Source organism: Pedobacter sp. SYSU D00535 (genome assembly GCF_017355855.1).
Classification (GTDB): Bacteria; Bacteroidota; Bacteroidia; order Sphingobacteriales; family Sphingobacteriaceae; genus Desertivirga.
This window is the reverse complement of the sequence record NZ_JAFEWD010000001.1, coordinates 618,222-635,939: the sequence shown is the minus strand read 5'-3', so window position 1 is coordinate 635,939 and position 17,718 is coordinate 618,222. Positions and strand designations below refer to the sequence as shown.

The window sequence follows — 17,718 nt, the reverse complement described above, 5'->3', positions numbered from 1 at the left end:
GAAAAGCCCGGAATGAAGGGTTGGACTCAGGGTGGCATGAGGACTTGAAACGGAAAGCCCGACCCGCAGGGGCACGGCCAATTACCGCCGATATTCATTTTTATCTCATATTGCTGCAGGCAGTATAAAGGGGTTGCCAAATCTTTGATATTTGTAGAAGGCGCCCCGGCGATTTTTACAATTCCTTATCTGCTAATTCGTTATAGAAACAATGGAACCAAAAGAAAAACTTCAGTCATCCTACATCAATTACGTGTTGCTGAATGGCGAGCAACCTAAGAGTGTTTTCGTATTTGCCCGGGAAAACGAGCTTTCGGAGGAAGAGTTTTACAACTACTTCGGCAGCTTCGAGGGCATAGAGCAGGCGGTTTGGAAAGACCTGATGTCGCTCACCATCGGTGAAGTGAAAAATCAGGAGGTTTGGCCGGAGTACTCGGCCAGAGAAAAGGTGCTGTCTTTGTTTTTCAGCTTCTTCGAACTGCTGAAAAGCAAGAGGAGCTTTGCTGCTTTCAATCTGGGCAAACAGCGAAGGTCGATGGGAAGTCCGAAAGTATTGCAGGGCTTGAAAGGAGAGTTTGAGCGTTTTAGTACGGAGGTGTTGCAGGAGGGTTTGGAGAGCGGCGAGTTGATGGATCGGCCCTTGCTGAGTAAGCGCTACAAAGACGCGCTTTGGGTGCAGTTTGGTTTCGTGCTGAACTTCTGGTTGAAGGATACTTCCGCCGGGTTTGAAAAAACGGATGAGGCAATAGAAAAGGGTGTAAACGTTACGTTCGACCTGTTTCAGCGTTCGCCTATTGACAACCTGTTTGAGTACGGGAAATTTTTGGCCCAGAATTCAGGTATAAAAATGCCTTTCTAGCATGAGTGAAAACATAAGAAAAGAACAGAATAGCATTCCTACGGGAAAGGTACAGCGATCGGCACAGTTTGTAAAGACTGGAATTAAGGTCGGCGGAAACTATGTTAAGCATTACTCCAAGAAACTTTTCAACCCAGACCTAAGTCGCGACGGGTTGAATGAAGAAAATGCAGCCGACATCTATAACTCCTTGAGCAAGCTAAAGGGAAGCGCTTTGAAAGTGGCGCAGATGCTTAGTATGGACAAGAATATTCTCCCCGCTGCTTACGCCAATCAATTCTCTCAATCGCAATACAACGCCCCGCCTTTATCGGGGCCCCTTATCGTGCAGACCTTTCGCAAGTATTACGGGAAAAGTCCGGACAAGGTCTTTGATAAATTTGATTTGAAATCTTCTAATGCCGCGTCCATTGGCCAAGTTCATCAAGCTATGCTAAACGGGAAGAAGCTGGCGGTTAAGATTCAATACCCGGGTGTTGGAGAGGCGATCTCCTCGGACCTGAAGCTGGTGAAGCCTTTTGCCTTTCGTTTGCTGGGCATGAGTGAAAAGGAGCTGGACATTTACATGCGTGAGGTGGAAGAACGGCTGCTGGAAGAAACGGACTACGAGCTGGAAGTAAGGCGGTCGATAGAGTTTTCGAAGGCTTGCGCGGGATTGGAGCATGTTGTTTTTCCTGTTTATTACCCAGAGCTTTCCAGCAAGCGCACCATCACAATGGACTGGCTTGAGGGAATGCATCTAAAAGAATATCTGCAAACGAATCCGTCACAGGAAGACCGGAATAAGATCGGACAGGCGCTGTGGGATTTTTACAATTTCCAGGAGCATGAGCTCAGAGCTGTACACGCAGATCCTCATCCTGGTAATTTTCTGATTACTCCCGACAAGAAGTTAGGAATCATCGATTTCGGTTGTATAAAAGAAATGCCGGATGATTTTTATTATCCGTTTTTCTCCTTCACCGAAAAAAGCGTATTGCAGAACAAGGAAGAAACCTTGAAAGCCTTTCGAGCGCTGGAGATGGTCTTACCAACAGACTCGCCGGCACAGGTGGAATTCTATTTGCGGAATTATTCAGAGATGATTGAGCTATTCACCAAGCCTTACACCAGCGGTGTATTCGATTTCAGTCGGAAGGAATTTTTCGAGCAGATTTACGCGTATGGCGAGAAGATCGCCCGGATGCCAGAGTTCAAACAAGCAAGAGGCGTGAAGCATTTCATTTACATCAACAGAACGAATTTCGGACTTTACCAGATTTTGCATGAATTGAAGGCGAGTGTTCGCACTGATACTTATCTGCCTAATCTTCAAAAAGCATCCTAGATAATAATGGGAAGCCTTTTTCCATATAGAAAGCAAGACCTCGACGAAAAGCGCAGGCTGGGGGATTTTCCGGCTGACGAGTTCGTCAATGCTTGCTTTGCTGACGAGTTGAAGAAGCGAATGTTATATGACTGGCTGGCCTCAAAGGGCGATAATCGCTCGCTAAATGCTTTGCCTGAGGTTTTCATGGGGGAATCAATTTTCATGCAGGCAAGGGTTCTTCCAGCCTGGGCACAACCAGCCTTAATTGAAAAAGGAAGTGTTTTTTTCGAACGCAATGCTAACCAAATCATGCAACTGCTCGGCTTGCTTTCCCTGCCATATTGTTACGCTGCCGCTGATGGTGCCATGGTTTTGTATATCTCCGAGCGCCTGCGGAAGGATACCGGTAAGCGTTTGGAGGAAACGGGGGAGTTTGTAGTCAGCGTGCAGTCTGCCAATGCTTTCGAAGAAGGAGGGAAGGCTTTTATCAGCATTTTGAAAACCCGGCTTATTCATGCGATTGCGAGATATTATACCTTGAAGAGCGGCAGATGGGACGGGCAATGGGGGCACCCGGTAAATCAGGAGGACATGGCAGGAACTCAGCTTGCTTTTTCCCTAATGGTGATCCGGGGACTAAGAAAACTGGGAACAACTATCTCTGACCGGGATCAGCAGGCTTTCTTGCATCTCTGGGCAGTTATCGCTTTTCTTCTCGGTCAGGATGAAGCGCTTATACCTCGAAACGGGAAGGAAGCAAATTACCTGGAACAGCTCATTCGCAAAAGGAATTTCCGTCCCTCCGAACAGGGTAAAACGCTCACTGCCTCGCTGATCGAATCCTTTCAGCAGCTTCAGCCGGAAGCAAATATTACCGGGCGAGAGCTTAAAGAAATGATGCTTTTCTTCCTGGGGGAGGAAATTGGGCAGTGTATAGGTCTGGAAGATGTTAGGGTACCGGCTCATATTCCTTTGCTCTTGAAGAGTTATTCGGCAATGAACCGCCTCGGGCAACTGTTGAAGTAGAGCCGAGGTTACTGATTGCAAATTCGTGTCGGGTTCTATTCGATGGTTTCCTTTAGCAACAATTGCTTTACATGTTTTTAAAAAAAGCTTATTGACGTCGCGAAGGCGTTTTTATTGTTCACGCAACTGTAACATCTAGATTACTGGTTATCACTTTCCGGGGCTTATAGATAGCTTTGTTTTATCATGCTTAGAAACCTAAAAGTACGCATTCTACCTATCGCAATACTGCTTCTGACTACTTCACTTTCGGCTTATGCCCAAAAGACGTTTGTGGTAAAAGGTTCTGTAAAAGATTCGACGGGTGCTTCTTTGCCCGGCGCTTTGGTAAAATTAGTGAGTACAGCTGATAGTCTGGCTACTTCAACTGATGCAAATGGCGAGTTCCGGTTCAACAGTGTAAAATTTGACGCATTTACGCTCAAAGCTGCTTTTATAGGTTTCCAGAGTTACTCGCGTCAGTTCAAAAATCAAAGCGGAGAGTCATTATTCACTATCCCGGCAATCATATTAAGAGAAAAATCCAACACACTAAAAGAGGTGGTGATTTCGGGGGTGCCGCCGGTGCTTGTAAAAGAGGATACGATACAGTTCAATGCCAGTGCCTATCCTGTTAGAGAAGGCGATGCTGTAGAAGAGGTGATTAAGAAGCTGCCAGGAGTGAGTGTAGATAAGGATGGAAAAGTGACCACTCAAGGCAAAGAAATTACCCGGGTGAGGGTAAATGGTAAGGATTTTTTCGGCACCGACGTAGCTACCGCTATCCAAAATCTGCCTGCTGACATTGTGCAGAATTTGCAGATCGTTGATGATTACGGAGACCAGGCGAAGGAAACGGGTATTAAAACCGGCGAACCTGAAAAAATACTCAACATCAATATTCAGCCGGAAAAAAAGAAAGGCTACTTTGCCCGCGGAATCGGAGGGATGGGAAATGAGAACAGGTATATCGCCAGCATCAGGGCCAACACCTTCAAGGGAGAAAGGCAGATCTCTGCTATCGGCAACCTGAACAATACAAACCTGCGGGGAGGAGGTGGCAATGGGATTACGAACAACCGTAATATCGCTCTAAATTATAAGAATGAATGGGGTAAGAAGCTGCAAGCTGACGGCGGGTATCGCTTCAACAACCGCGATAACAAAACTATCAGTAGTAACTACCGCCAAACCTTCTATAGCGATTTCACCCGGGTTGTTGATGGCAACAGCAACAACCGAAGTGTAAACAACGCGCACGACTCCTGGGCAAATATTGAGTTTCGCCCGGATACGCTGAACTTTTTTAAGTTGTCGCCACGACTGGGTTTTAATGCATCGAATAATGATAACAGGGGCAGCAACCTGACGACTATCAGGCAGGCGAGCTCTTTCAGAGATAGTTACGGAATTTCCAGCTCGGCCTCCTTCAACGTGGGAACAAATCTTTTCTATAACCACCGCTTCAAGAAGAAGGGACGCAACTTCAGTTTGTGGGGTACAGTAAATTTGTCGAACTCTGAAAGTGATCGTGATTCCAGGAATGACTACCTTGATATAAATGGTCAGGGAGAGCAAACTGACCGGAAGCAGTACCAGCTCACAGAAAGCTTGAACGATAACTTCAGAACCGGCGCCAACCTAACGTATTCCGAGCCATTTGGAAAAGGCAAGTATCTCGATTTGCGCTACAACTGGAGTTTTAGTGATACCCGCAACGGAAGATCACTGAATGATGTCGATCCTGATACACGGGAGCAAGTATTCAACGCGGACCAAAGTAATAACTATCAGTACCAGTTTACGACGAACAGCGTTGGACTAAACTATCGCTTTATCCACCAGAAATACAACTACTCGTTGGGATTGGATGCACAGCCTACTGTCTTAAGGGGACAAGATATCAGCCGGAATATCAGTACGCTTAAAGAGACCTTCAACTGGATTCCCTCGGCTCGGTTGGTCTACCGCTTCCAAAAGCAAAAGAGCTTAACAGCTAATTATAGCGGCCGAAGTAATCAGCCCAGCTTTACGCAGCTGCAACCCATTCGCGATAGCACGAATTTGCAAAACGTGGTGGCAGGAAATAAAGACCTTTCTCCAGAGTTTACTCATGGGTTGAATTTGGAATACAATCAATCCGACTGGAAAGCGGGTAACATGATTTTTGGTAACCTGAGCTTTAGCAAAACCGATAATAAAATCGTGACGACGAGAGCGTTAATGTCGGATAGTACGCGTCAGATCACTAGTTATACTAATACCGATGGTTTCTATAATCTGCGGGGAAATTACTCTTACGCCAAACCTTTTGCTGATCGCCGATATACAGTAACCTACTACGGAGGCGCTAACTTCAATAACAATATTGGCTTCTCGAACGGTGACCGGAACGTGGGAAGAAATTTGGTGGTGGATCAAGGCTTGAAATTCAGGCTCGATATTAAAGATATTATTGACGCAGAACTTAATACCAATTATTCAATCAATACTACTCGTTACTCTATGGCGACCTTCAGTGATAGAAAAGCAAACCGACTTGTTTTCTCGCTGGAAGGACGAAATTACTTTTTCGAGGACTTGACCCTGGGCTATGACTTTTCGAAAACGATTAACCGCGGCTTTAACTCAGGAAATCCGAACCCTACTATTCTTAACCTTTATACGGAATACCGTTTTCTAAAAGGAAATATTGGAACAATCCGATTGCAGGGATTCGATCTCTTTAATCAGAATACCGGAATTAGTCGGGATGTTTTTGATAATGAAATCGTGGATAGCAGAAGTAACCGGCTGGGAAGGTATTTCCTACTGTCGTTCAACCTGAGGCTAAGGAAGTTTGGCTAGCCATTGCTGCTAGCCGATTTACGTTTTCGGCTTTTATTTAGCACTGGCTCCTCCGTTAGGGATTGAAGCGGATACCGGCCAGGTGGCTAAGGCCGGTGCAGTATGAGCGGCAAGCCCGACCCGCAGGGAAACGGCCTAAACCTAAAAAAGCAATAAAATTGATGGCAAAGAGTTATCAAATTAGCATACTTGCATAATTTTTCGATAACACTATGCCGATGAGTTTTAAGCGACTTCTTGTTTTTTTTGCCTTCTGTTTTCTCAGCACCACCGTTTTTTCGCAAACTTCCGAAAGTAAGATTTCTATTATTCCTGAGCCTGTTACGCTTAACCGCATGGAGGGATATTTTACCTTACCGGAGGAGGTTAACATCAGAGCGGCACAGGCACCGGAAATTTTGCACACTGCTAATTTTTTAAGAGGCAGGATAAATAGTGCAAGCGGGAAAAAGGTAAGCATAAGTCAGGGTGACGATCATGCGACCATACGGTTGCAGAAGAACGCCGATGAAGATCCGGTGTTGGGTCAGGAGGGGTATCGCTTAGCTGTTAGCGGAAAAGGCATTGTGATCAGGGCTAATACAGCTGCTGGTCTGTTTTATGGCGCCCAAACTTTGATCCAACTGTTTCCTAAAGAGATAGAAGGTGAAAAACCGGCTACGGGAGTGCGGTGGCGGGTTCCTAACGTGGAGATCATAGATTACCCGCGATTTAGTTGGAGGGGGATGATGTTTGATGTTTCGCGGCATTATTTCACAAAGGAGGAAGTGAAGCGCTTCATTGACAATATGGTAAAGTACAAATACAACTTGCTGCATTTGCACCTGACGGATGATGAGGGGTGGCGCATTGAGATAAAAAGTTTGCCGCGGCTTACAGAAGTTGGAGCCTGGAGGGTAAATAAAGTGGGGCAGTTTGGAACCTTCTCGCAGCCTTTACCGAACGAGCCTAAAGATTATGGAGGATTTTATACTCAGGAAGATATCAAGGAGCTGATCAAATATGCGTCTGATCGCTTTGTAAACATCCTGCCGGAGATTGACGTTCCTGGCCATAGTCTTGCAGCCATTGCTTCCTACCCAGAGCTTTCCTGTACGCCGGGAGCAGAGAAGTACAATGTCCGCGCTGGCGAGCCGATTATGGACTGGTCTCGTGGTGCACCACCAATTGCGTTGATTGATAACACGCTATGTCCGGCCAACGAAAAGGTATATGAGTTTTTAGACAAAGTGATTACTGAGGTGGCAGCCTTATTTCCTTTTGAATACATCCATATGGGCGGCGATGAAGCTCCACACAATTTCTGGCAGAAAAATCCGGCAGTGAAAGCGCTGATGCAAAAGGAAGGTTTAAAGACGATGGAAGAGGTGCAGGGATACTTCACCAAACGAGTGGAGGCTATTGTGCAGGCGAAAGGGAAAAAGTTCATTGGTTGGGATGAGATTTTAGATGGAAAACCCTCGCAGTCGACCGCCGTGATGAGCTGGCGGGGCGTGGAAGGCGGTATAAAAGCGGCCAAACTTGGGCATGAGGTGGTGATGAGCCCGTCTACCTATGCCTACCTGGATTACATGCAGGGAGATGTAGCCATTGAGCCGAAGGTTTACGCTTCGCTGCGTCTAAATAAAGCGTATCAGTTCGATCCTACTGGAGGAATAGCGGAAACAAACAAAGTAAAAGGAGGCCAGGCCAACCTCTGGACGGAGCACATTTATAACATGCGTCATGCTGAGTACATGCTCTGGCCGCGTGGATTAGCAATTGCTGAATCCATCTGGTCGCCCTTAAACAAGAAAAACTGGACTCACTTCTACGGCAAGGTAGAAGATCACTTCAAGCGGTTTGATGTGGCGCAGATGAAATACGCTCCAAGCATGTATGAGCCTATCGTATTGCCGTATTTAAACGCGGAAAACAAGTTGGTAGTAGAGCTGAGTACGGAAATCCCTGGTTTGAATATCCACTACACCTTTGATAATTCCTTTCCTGACGAGTTCTATCCTAAATATAACACGGCCTTAGTAGTACCAAAAGATGCAGTTACACTCAAGGTAATTACCTATCGGGATGGAAAGCCGGTGGGGCGCTTGATCACGTTCCAGATTGCTGACCTCCGTAGCCGGGCTAGAAAAAGGTAGTTTATATTTCTTCTTTTCAAATGAATGAGGGACTCCAACTTCTTAAAATCGCCTTAAATGCCATTGCTCCAATTGGGGACGATGATTGGAAGGCGTTTTCGAACGTCTGGGATACTTGTTCTGCAGGTAGAAAGGAGCAGCTAACGAGTGCCGGTGACGTGGAGAAGCATTTATACTTTGTGCTGGATGGGGTGCAACGGGTATATTATTTTGATGAGCAGGGGCGGGAAGCGACGATCGTTTTTACCTATGCTCCCTCGTTCGGTGGGGTGGTAGACTCTTTCCTCCTGCAGCAGCCATCCCGTTATTTTTATGAAACGCTCACTGCTTCAACTTTTTTGAGAGCCTCTTTTGCTGACCTTGAAGTAGTTTTGGAAAGCCGGCCGATTTTAGCGATACTTTTAAAAGGAACAGCCGGTGTATTATCTGGGGTTTTGGAGCGGCTGGTAGAGCTGCAGTGCTTTTCCTCCGAGGAGAAGTTCAGGAGCCTTTTGCGGCGGAGTCCTCATATCCTGAATCTGGTGCCGCACAAGTACCTGGCCAACTATATCGGCATCGATCCAAGCAATTTCAGCAAGTTTATCAACAAGATCAAAATTTAGAAATCTTGGTATTTACCATTTCTTTCACCCTTTTGGCTCTTCATCTTTGCTCAATACGAATATTATGAAAGAGTTGAAAAAGTCTGAACTTTTGGATCAGCTGAAAGCAAGGGTAAATGGTCATGTTCAGCAGACCGAGGCTAGTTTTCGGAAGCAACGCGCCCAACTGCTCCTGAAACCATCTCCAACAGGCGGTTGGAGTGTAACTCAATGTCTGGATCATTTGAATTCTTATGGAGATTATTATTTGCCCAAAATTGGGGCAGCGCTGAATCGCAAAGAAGCAAATCCCGGACTCAACTATACAAGTGGCTGGCTGGGCGATTATTTCACCAGAATGATGGAGCCGTCGGATAAAAAGTATAAGGCTTTTAAGGGGCATGTCCCGGCCCCTCACCTGGATGCGCACTTGGTGGTCGAGGAGTTTATCCGTCAGCAACAAACCTTGTTACAGTACCTGCAGGAGGCAAAAGGTTCTGATTTAAATTATCGTATTCCCATATCGATATCAAAGTTTGTCAGATTAAAACTGGGGGACACCTTTCGCTTTTTAATCGCTCATAATGAACGTCACTTACAGCAAGCCCTTAAAAACCTGAACTGATATCTATCCAACGTGAGAGATTACGGCTTTTAAAAACGAAGTTCATATTTTCCTTCTTGAACGTCTCTTAGCTTCGCTGCTGGCCGGTTATGAAGGCATTCGGCAGCACTGTTTTCCCTTTAGGTCCTCTCCTAAAGTGATTTAGAATAGGATTGAAAGCGGACCAAGCACTTTCAATCCTGATTTTTCATTGATTAGGAAATTTTTGAAAAAATTAAATCGCTTCAAAAAACTATCGTTGCTCAAAGGCGAGTCTTTTTCCTGCTCCGGCTTCCAATAACCTTCCGTTTTCATAAACCAAATTACCGGAGACGAATGTATGAGTAATGCCCGACCCAAAAGTGTAACCTTCAAAAGGACTCCACCCACATTTTGAAAGAACGTTTTCCCTGTTTACAGACGTACTTGCGCTCAAGTCGGCCAGGACAAGGTCCGCCCAATACCCTTCGCGGATAAAGCCCCTGCGGTCAATACGGAAAAGTATCGCCGGGTTGTGGGCCATTTTCTCTACCACCATTTCCAACGATAGCTTACCCTGTTTATAGAATTCAAGCATAGCAAGAAGCGAGTGCTGCACGAGTGGTCCTCCCGAAGGAGCTTTCAGGTAACTCTGCATCTTTTCTTCAATGGTATGAGGGGCATGATCTGTAGCAATTACATCAATTCGTCCGTCTAGCACAGCCTGGAAGATTTCCTCTCTGTCTGAAGCTGATTTAACTGCCGGATTCCACTTAATCCAATTTCCTTTGGTCCGATAATCTTCATCAGAAAACCACAGGTGGTGGATGCAAGCCTCTGCCGTTATTTTTTTATCCCTCAAGGGGATGGTGTTGTCAAAAAGAGCTGTTTCCGCGGCAGTGGAGATATGCAGGATGTGCAGCCGCGTTCCATGCTTTTTAGCTAAATCTACTGCAAAGGAAGAAGATTTGTAACAGGCTTCGGCATTACGGATGAGCGGGTGCATTTCAGGGGTGATAGCCTCTCCATACTTTGCTTTGAACGTTTCCATATTGTGGCGGATGGTCTGCTCGTCTTCGCAATGCGTAGCAATCAGCATAGGAGTGGAGGAAAAAACCTTGTTTAACACCTCTTCATTATCTACCAGCATATTTCCGGTGGATGATCCCATAAAGATCTTGATACCGCAGACGTTTGACGGGTCGGTGCGAAGCACTTCTTCAATGTTATCGTTTGTCGCCCCCATGAAAAAGGAATAATTCGCCAGGGAGCGCTGCGCTGCAATTTCGTATTTCTGCTCCAGCAATTCTTGGGTAACTGTATTCGGGACGGTGTTCGGCATTTCCATGAAGGAGGTGATACCTCCCGCAACCGCAGCCCGGCTTTCCGTAAATATTTCCGCTTTATGAGTTAAGCCGGGCTCACGAAAGTGCACCTGATCGTCAATACAGCCCGGTAGCATATATTTACCCACTGCATTTATCTCTTTTTCTGCAGATACATCGAGCGAAGCGCCAATTTTCTCTATAAAGCCATCTTTAATAAATACATCAGCTACCTGCTGCTTACCCTCGTTTACAAGTGTTGCCGATTTAATCAGGATTGAAGACATCGAATTAGAAGTTTGATTTAAGACGTTCCGCGAAATTAAGTTTTCTTGCAGCAGAATGATAGTGCTCTTCAAAATTATCCCAAAATAGAGTTTCGGGGCGAACAGCGGTGAACTGTTGTTGGCTCAGCTCATAATTCTGGACCCCCTAAAATCTTATTTCCTATCTTTGCCGCCATGGCTAAATCTTTTGAAGACTTTAAGCTGAACAGGCAGATATTAAACGCTATTGCAGATGCGGGTTATACCGAGGCAACTCCCATCCAGGAGAAAGCGATATCACCGATTTTAGCGGGGCAGGATGTAATGGGGATCGCGCAGACGGGCACCGGTAAAACGGCGGCTTATGTACTGCCTATAATTATGAAGCTGAAGTATGCGCAGGGAAATGACCCCCGGGCGCTGATTCTTTCACCTACGCGGGAGCTGGCAATGCAGATCGAAGAGAACATTAAGACCTTCGCCAAGTATACCGACCTGAGAACGGTGGTGCTTTACGGCGGACTAGGACCAAAAACGCAGAAAGCACAACTAGAGCAGGGGGTAGATATTCTGGTAGCCACTCCCGGGCGCTTTCTCGACTTATACCTGGAAGGTAACATCGTGACCAAACAGCTGCAGTTCTTGGTGATGGATGAAGCGGATAAGATGATGGACATGGGCTTTATTGGCTCTATTCACCGTATTCTGGAGGTTGTTCCGCGGAAGCGTCAAAACCTTCTTTTCTCAGCTACGATGAGCGAGTTGGTGCACAAGATTGCGGGCGACTTTCTGAAGTTTCCGACCGTGGTGGAAGTGGCGCCGCAAGCCACACCAGCTGAAACGGTAAAACAGGTGTTGTACCATGTTCCGAACCTCAAAACTAAGCTCAACCTGTTGCAGCACTTACTAAAGAACGACGAGGAGTTTAGCAGGCTCATCATTTTTTGCAAGACAAAGAATGTTGCCGATAATATTTTCGGCTTCCTTACCCGACGCTACGGTGAAGAGCAGGTGAAGGTGATCCACGCAAATAAAGGGCAGAATACCCGTATCAATTCGATCAATGCTTTTAAGGATGGTGCGGTGCGGATTTTAGTAGCAACGGACGTGGCCGCACGGGGACTGGATGTGACCGAGGTGAGCCATGTAATTAATTTCGAAGTTCCTATCATCATTGAGGATTACGTACACCGGATTGGCAGAACCGGACGGGCTTTTCAGACAGGAGAAGCGATTACTTTCTGCAATCCCGCCGAGGAATATTATATCCGGAAGATTGAAAAACTGATCAGGCAACAAATACCTGTTGAAGATATACCGGAAGGGGTTTTTGTAGAAGAAACACCTTATGAGGAACGTCAGGCGATTGCCCGGGAGATCGATCTGCAGAAAAGGAAAGAAAACCCGGAGTTTAAGGGAGCTTTTCACGAAAAGAAGAACCCGAAACCTGCAGCCAAAAAGCCGGAAAAGGCTAGCGCCGCCTCGAAGAGGCTGCAGGCAAAGGGTAATAAGCCCTCAAGCAGTGTAAAAGGTGGTTTTAAAGGAAATAAGCGAGGTAGGTGAAAACGAAGTTAACACCTTTGAATATCCTGACTTCGGCCTTTTTTGTGGCGGCGATTTATTCCCTGCTTTTTCCGAAGTCTGGCGATTGGGGCCAGATGGGAAGTATGCCGTTCTGGATATTTGCTTTGTTCGCCTTTATCAGCGATCTCATTTTTCGTACTTATGTAAAGGAAATAAAACGTATTTGGATTGTAGAGATGGCTTTCATCATCTTTGCAGGAGTGCTGGTCATCCTCGTACAAAAAATATAAACAACATTTAACCGGCTAAAGCCACAAGTGAATTTAACAATGAAAAAAGCAGAGATAAAACTTACGATAGAATTAGACGATAACAACGTTCCTGAAAATATTACCTGGGAATCAACAGATGGAGAAAACAAGGAAGCTCTTCCGGTGAAATCAATGATGTTGGCGCTGTGGGATCATAACTATAAAAACTCATTGCGTATTGACCTTTGGACTAAGGATATGCCCGTGGATGAAATGAAGCGTTTCTTTTACGAAACGTTGCAAACTATGGGCGACAGCTTCCTTCGCGCTACAGGAGAAAAAAATATTGTAGAAGATCTTCGCGATTACTGCGCGCATTTTGCCGACAAGATGGAGATCGCGCAGAATAAGTAATTTTTGTTAGCTTTAACTTAAACCCTTCGAAATGAAAGCAACAAATTACCTCGGAATCCTGGGAGCAGCTTTATTGATTGCTGGTGCTTTAAGCCCGCTACTGAAGCTTCCCCTAATTGGTTTTTGGCAGTACTGGGATCTGGAGCCTGTACTCGCTTCCACTGTTTACTTGTTAGCAGCTGCGGGTTTTTATTCTTCCTTGAGAGGAAAAAATGGTTTAGTGAAAATTTTGGGATGGGTTGCTCTTGTCGTTGTTTTATTTACGCTGGCTGCGGTTTATTTTAAGATAAATGACTCTTTTAGTTTCATCCCAATGAAAAAGTTGGCCGCCTCTGCTGCCCGCTTAGTAAAATATCAGTGGACTGGCTGGTTGCTATTGATCGCAGGCTCTCTGCTTATGATTGTAGCTGGAAGAAAGTCTGAAAATAAAAAGAGCGGTATTTAACCGCTCTTTTTGTTATTCTTCCTCGATTGCACGTACAATTCCATTAAATGAGATAGGATCACGGTTGTTGCTTGATACAGATAGCGTCGCATATCCTGTTTCTGTTACCGACAATATCATCTGTCGAACCTGGTTTACGTCCTTCGGCTCAATAGTAATCACATGTCTGCCTTTCTTTTTCTCTACCATCTCATAGTCGAATTTTTCCGACGTGAATTGCAAAGGTCCTTCTGAAGGGTTCATCGGTGCCGAAAATGCTCTCCCGAAATATGGCAGAAAACTGCGGACAGAACTGTCTCGCACCACCACGTCATAAGGGGAAGTAAGTGGTACAAATCCACCTCGCATTGGCGATACATTTCTCGCTTCAAATACAAACTTTTTTGACTTGAGCAGATTCTTTATCTGTTCTATTTTCGCTTTTTCCTCAGCTGCTTTGTCCGACTGTCCAAACGTTATGGTCGAAAAGAAGGAGAGCAGCAGGATGAAGAGCAAGCTCTTGTTTATCATTGTTTTCATATACTTTCTGTTTACTACTTCATTAACGAAAGATAGGTCCTTTTTGTGCTTGCCGACTGATTCAATTTTGATTTCGTAAAACAATTTCCGGCCTATTTATTTCTCTAGTAAAACTTTGCACATAATGATAAAGGGATCAATCGGAATAATCGGACTTGGAAAAATGGGCGGAAACCTGGCATTGCAGGCCGTAGAGAAGGGTTATAAAGTAGTAGGATACGACAAACTGCCTAACAAAGACCTGCTTGAAAATGAAGGTATCATCCTCACATCCAGTCTCGAAGAACTCGTGCAACAACTTACTTCGCCCCGTATTATTCTGATCTATGTTCCCGCGGGCAAAGTGGTAGATATTCTCTTAGGACAATTATCGGAATTGGTGCAAAGCGGCGATATCCTGGTCGATGGCGGAAATTCTTACTGGGGCGACTCTATAGCCAGGCACGACCGGCTGAAAGAAAAGGGAGTCTATTTTGTCGACTGTGGTACCAGCGGTGGCATGGATGGCGCGCGGCATGGAGCCTGCTTTATGGTGGGTGGAGACGCTAAGGCGATAGAACACGTGGGGCCGGTTTTACAGAATCTTGCCGTAGAGAATGGATTTCTACATGCCGGAGAACCCGGATCAGGGCATTATGTGAAGTTGGTGCACAACGGAATTGAGTTTGGAATGCTCCAGGCGATTGGAGAGGGGATGGACTTGCTGAGCAACTATAAAGATCCCTTAAACATTCCTGAAATTCTTCGGGTTTGGAACCATGGTTCTGTTATCCGGTCCTGGCTGGTAGAATTGATGGAGAAAATCTATAAACAAGAAGATGGGTTTGAAACGGTACCTGCGTATATAGAAGACACCGGAGAAGTAAACTGGCTGGTGAACGACGCTATGCGCATGGAAGTCCCGGTCCCGGTAATTACACAGTCGGTAATGCAGCTTTTTGCTTCACGCGATAAAGAACAAATTTGGGCGAAGGCAATCGCAATGATGCGACACGGTTTTGGAGGGCACCCTTTTGGTGAGCACGAGGGGATTAAACATGAGCGCCAGTTCGGGAAAATTGAAAATGCCGAAAGCAGTAGATTATATAAAACCGGGCAGAGAGAATAACAGCTTGGAGAAAAAGCGATTTTTTTCAGATTGTTGAACTGGTTTTAAATCAGTTCATTAATTGCATTTCTATTAAAAAAGCCGATTACGTATTGAAGAATTTGCATTTTACTGTGTAACGTTCTTGTGGGCATTGAAGTCTTAATAGGGTCTTTTGGGAATTTTCCAAAGCACACACCTTATTACCCACAAATGAAAACACTAGTTAGCATCTTAGTCCTCGGCATTTTTAGCATTTCGAACGCCCTGGCACAAAAAAAAGTTACGGTTAGCGGCTACATAAAAGACGCTTCCAACGGTGAAATTCTTCCCGGCGCCCTGGTAACGGTAACGAATCCAGACTTAAAGGCCTCATCAAACAGCTACGGCTTTTATTCAATCACTCTCAACCCTGGGAAGTACACGCTAAATTACAACTACCTTGGCTTTTTACCGAGCCAAAAGGTTGTAACCATTTCAAAAGATACAACGATCTCAATCAACCTGTCATCTTCGTCTAAAATGATGGATGAAGTAGTGGTAACCTCGGGAAGAAAAAGTGAGAATGTCAGGAAACCAATTACGGTAACAGCACTATCCATTAATAAAATCAAAGAATTACCGCCGATGCTTGGTGAGCCGGATGTAATCAAATCCTTTCAGCTAATGCCCGGTGTGAGCACTGTAGGCGAGGGAGCGTCGGGCTTTAACGTGAGGGGGGGCGGTGTAGACCAGAATCTGATTCTGCTCGATGAAGCGCCCCTATACTTCACGTCCCACTTATTCAACCTCTTTTCTGTCACCAATCCCGATGCAATGAGGGATGCAACGCTATACAAGTCAGAGATGCCCGCCCGCTTCGGAGGTCGCCTTTCCTCTGTGCTTGATACCCGTATGAAGGACGGCAACAATCAGAAATGGACCGGAGCAGGAGGTTTAGGTCTGATCGCGAGCCGCTTCACCATAGAGGGGCCGATCAAGAAAGATAAAAGCTCTTTAATCGTAAGTGGAAGAAGATCTTATACCGATTTGTTTACCAAACAGTCCTCTGATCCGGCTATCCGCGACAACTCCATTTATTTCTATGATTTAAGTGCGAAGATGAACTTTACGCTGTCAGACAAGGACCGCTTGTTCCTTTCGGGATACTTCGGAAAAGACCATATCGAAGTGGCCAAACGATTTGGTATGCAATGGGGCAATGGTACAGGAACTGTAAGGTGGAATCATGTGTACAGTCCTCGCCTTTTCTCGAATACCAGCGTGATCTACTCAGACTATAAGTACAAGCTTGGAGTGTTGAACAATCCGGGAACAAGTTTCGAGTGGAATGCAGGTATTGTGGACTATAGCATTAAAAATGGGTTCAATTGGTATATAAGCTCCAAAAGCACCGCTTACTTTGGTGTGGAGGGGATTCTGCACGAATTTAGTCCGGGAAAAGCAGAGCCGACCGATGCTGCTTCCAGTTTCAATACCGTTGCCATGCCTGGAGAACGGGCTGCGGAATACAACGCCTATTGGGATCATGAGTTGAACCTTAGTGACAAGTTCAGCTTTGAATACGGCATCAGGTATTCGGCCTTGCAAAGTATCGCTAATGGCAATACCACGGTGTACGATTACGAAGGAGAAGTAGGCAAACGTAAGCAACCCGTAAATCCTCAAAACTTTAGTGACTGGGAAACCATCAAGTGGTATCACAATGTGCAGCCCAGGTTGGCGATGAAATTCCAGACCAGCACTAATTCGTCCGTGAAAGCTTCTTACAGCCGCACTGCACAGAATCTGCATTTGGTATCCAACACGATTGCTGCCAGTCCTCTTGATATCTGGACGCCCAGCTCTTATAATATCCGCCCCGAGCTCGCAGACCAGTTCTCTCTTGGCTATTTCCGTAATCTGAAAGATAATCAGTATGAAGCTTCGGTAGAACTATACTATCGTTCGCTGGAGAACCAATTGGATTTCATCAATGGCGCCGAGACTCTGTTGAACAGGCATCTACCCGGTGATATGGTGTTTGGAGACGGTAGAGCCTATGGATCAGAATTTTTCCTAAAGAAGAACGAGGGCAGGTTGAATGGCTGGATCAGTTATACGTTAAGCCGTGCTGAACGTCGCAATCCAATTTTTACAGACTATTATCCCGTAAGGCATAATAAAACCCATTCCCTGGCGGTAGTAGCAGTTTATGAGCTGAAGCCAAGAGTAGTACTTTCTGGTACCTTTAATTTCGCCTCCGGGACGCCTACAACCCTTGGTGATCAGCAGTTTGAGTTTGATGGGAGAGTTGTGCAGTACAATTCAGCGGTGTCAAGAAATAATTACCGGGTTCCTGCCTATCACCGCCTTGACTTGTCGACCACTTTCAAAAACAAGATTAAACCGGGCAAGAAATTTACAAGCGAATGGGTTGTCTCTTTGTACAACGCTTCCAATCGCAAAAATCCATTCTCCATTTACATGAGGCAAAATGAGAATGATCCTTCAAAGCTCGAGGCTGTTCGCTTGTCTGTATTCGGAACTGTAATCCCATCTGTTACCTGGAACTTTAAATTTTAA

General features: G+C 45.5%; 15 protein-coding genes. 13 read left to right on the top strand and 2 right to left on the bottom strand.

Going from position 1 to position 17,718, the window contains the following annotated elements; translation table 11 throughout:
• Positions 1 to 211: 211 nt before the first annotated feature.
• From J4N23_RS02535 to J4N23_RS02505, 7 genes are all read left to right on the top strand, one after another.
• Positions 212 to 859: a TetR family transcriptional regulator C-terminal domain-containing protein gene (locus J4N23_RS02535; RefSeq protein WP_207425434.1), complete on the top strand. Its 648-nt coding sequence runs from the start codon at positions 212 to 214 to the stop codon at positions 857 to 859.
• A gap of 1 nt (position 860) precedes the next feature.
• Complete coding sequence (locus J4N23_RS02530) at positions 861 to 2,186, top strand: AarF/ABC1/UbiB kinase family protein (protein WP_207425433.1); 1,326 nt, start codon at positions 861 to 863, stop codon at positions 2,184 to 2,186.
• A gap of 6 nt (positions 2,187 to 2,192) precedes the next feature.
• Positions 2,193 to 3,194 carry an oxygenase MpaB family protein gene (locus J4N23_RS02525; protein ID WP_207425432.1) on the top strand — a complete coding sequence of 334 codons (1,002 nt, stop codon included), beginning with the start codon at positions 2,193 to 2,195 and terminating at the stop codon, positions 3,192 to 3,194.
• A gap of 186 nt (positions 3,195 to 3,380) precedes the next feature.
• The gene (locus J4N23_RS02520; protein WP_207425431.1) at positions 3,381 to 6,020 is read left to right on the top strand and encodes a TonB-dependent receptor; all 2,640 of its coding nucleotides are present in this window, start codon (positions 3,381 to 3,383) and stop codon (positions 6,018 to 6,020) included.
• Positions 6,021 to 6,238: 218 nt separating this feature from the next.
• A complete protein-coding gene (locus J4N23_RS02515; RefSeq protein WP_207425430.1) occupies positions 6,239 to 8,158 on the top strand; it encodes a beta-N-acetylhexosaminidase in 1,920 nt (639 codons plus the stop codon).
• Between the two features lie 20 nt (positions 8,159 to 8,178).
• Positions 8,179 to 8,760, top strand: coding sequence for a Crp/Fnr family transcriptional regulator (locus J4N23_RS02510; protein ID WP_207425429.1), 582 nt, complete (start codon positions 8,179 to 8,181; stop codon positions 8,758 to 8,760).
• 64 nt (positions 8,761 to 8,824) lie between these two features.
• On the top strand, positions 8,825 to 9,364 hold the full coding sequence (locus J4N23_RS02505; RefSeq protein ID WP_207425428.1) for a DinB family protein: 540 nt from the start codon (positions 8,825 to 8,827) through the stop codon (positions 9,362 to 9,364).
• 232 nt (positions 9,365 to 9,596) lie between these two features.
• Here J4N23_RS02505 and J4N23_RS02500 read toward each other — a convergent pair whose 3' ends face one another.
• Entirely contained in the window at positions 9,597 to 10,934 is a 1,338-nt protein-coding gene (locus J4N23_RS02500) for a dihydroorotase (RefSeq protein ID WP_207425427.1), read from the bottom strand.
• Positions 10,935 to 11,108: 174 nt separating this feature from the next.
• Here J4N23_RS02500 and J4N23_RS02495 point away from each other — a divergent pair, with 174 nt between their 5' ends.
• Genes J4N23_RS02495 through J4N23_RS02480 form a run of 4 tightly spaced genes read left to right on the top strand, consistent with a single transcriptional unit; the run spans position 11,109 to position 13,547 of the window.
• Positions 11,109 to 12,476: a DEAD/DEAH box helicase gene (locus tag J4N23_RS02495; RefSeq protein ID WP_207425426.1), complete on the top strand. Its 1,368-nt coding sequence runs from the start codon at positions 11,109 to 11,111 to the stop codon at positions 12,474 to 12,476.
• Entirely contained in the window at positions 12,473 to 12,727 is a 255-nt protein-coding gene (locus J4N23_RS02490) for a hypothetical protein (protein WP_207425425.1), read from the top strand. Before J4N23_RS02495 ends, J4N23_RS02490 begins: the two co-directional genes overlap by 4 nt.
• A gap of 39 nt (positions 12,728 to 12,766) precedes the next feature.
• Positions 12,767 to 13,102, top strand: coding sequence for a gliding motility protein GldC (gene gldC, locus J4N23_RS02485; RefSeq protein WP_207425424.1), 336 nt, complete (start codon positions 12,767 to 12,769; stop codon positions 13,100 to 13,102).
• A gap of 31 nt (positions 13,103 to 13,133) precedes the next feature.
• The gene (locus J4N23_RS02480; protein ID WP_207425423.1) at positions 13,134 to 13,547 is read left to right on the top strand and encodes a hypothetical protein; all 414 of its coding nucleotides are present in this window, start codon (positions 13,134 to 13,136) and stop codon (positions 13,545 to 13,547) included.
• 12 nt (positions 13,548 to 13,559) lie between these two features.
• Here the strand turns inward: J4N23_RS02480 and J4N23_RS02475 are convergent, their stop codons facing one another.
• Complete coding sequence (locus tag J4N23_RS02475; RefSeq protein WP_207425422.1) at positions 13,560 to 14,066, bottom strand: DUF4251 domain-containing protein; 507 nt, start codon at positions 14,064 to 14,066, stop codon at positions 13,560 to 13,562.
• A gap of 124 nt (positions 14,067 to 14,190) precedes the next feature.
• Here J4N23_RS02475 and gnd point away from each other — a divergent pair, with 124 nt between their 5' ends.
• Entirely contained in the window at positions 14,191 to 15,174 is a 984-nt protein-coding gene (gene gnd, locus J4N23_RS02470; protein WP_207425421.1) for a phosphogluconate dehydrogenase (NAD(+)-dependent, decarboxylating), read from the top strand.
• A gap of 192 nt (positions 15,175 to 15,366) precedes the next feature.
• Positions 15,367 to 17,718: a TonB-dependent receptor gene (locus J4N23_RS02465; protein ID WP_207425420.1), complete on the top strand. Its 2,352-nt coding sequence runs from the start codon at positions 15,367 to 15,369 to the stop codon at positions 17,716 to 17,718.